At 63.2% G+C, this 446-nt stretch carries 1 pseudogene; it reads left to right on the top strand.

What is annotated here, in order from left to right:
• Window positions 1–234 (top strand): annotated as a pseudogene (locus K9U41_RS23235) (HlyD family type I secretion periplasmic adaptor subunit); the annotation flags it as partial.
• Between the last annotated feature and the right edge of the window lie 212 nt (window positions 235–446).

Raw genomic sequence — 446 nt, forward strand, 5'->3', positions numbered from 1 at the left:
CCCGCGCACGTGGAGACCGTCACGCGCGATGCCGTCAACGACGAGAAGCGCGGAGCGATCTTCCCGGCGCTGCTCAAGCTCGACCAAGCGTTCATCAACGTGGACGGCAAGGACATCAAGCTCGCGCCGGGCATGAACCTGACCGCGGAAATCAAGACGGGCCAGCGCCGGGTCATCGAGTACCTGCTGAGCCCGATTCAGAAGGCGGGCAACGAGAGCCTGCGCGAGCGCTGATCGATCAACCAACCAAACGATAAATGAAGAAAGAAGGAAGGGATGAAGAGCATGAACCAGGAAAGCTTGGAGAACGCCATCGCTGCCGCATTGCGTGCGGCCCGCGTGCGCGACACGACTGGCGATGAGGACGACACCGCAGTGCGGGGCACCGCTGGAGCGGTAGGGCGGCACGGATCACTGCGCGATGCACTCACTGCAGTGATCGCCGC

Source organism: Xanthobacter autotrophicus (assembly GCF_029991245.1).
GTDB classification, from domain to species: Bacteria; Pseudomonadota; Alphaproteobacteria; order Rhizobiales; family Xanthobacteraceae; genus Xanthobacter; species Xanthobacter autotrophicus_C.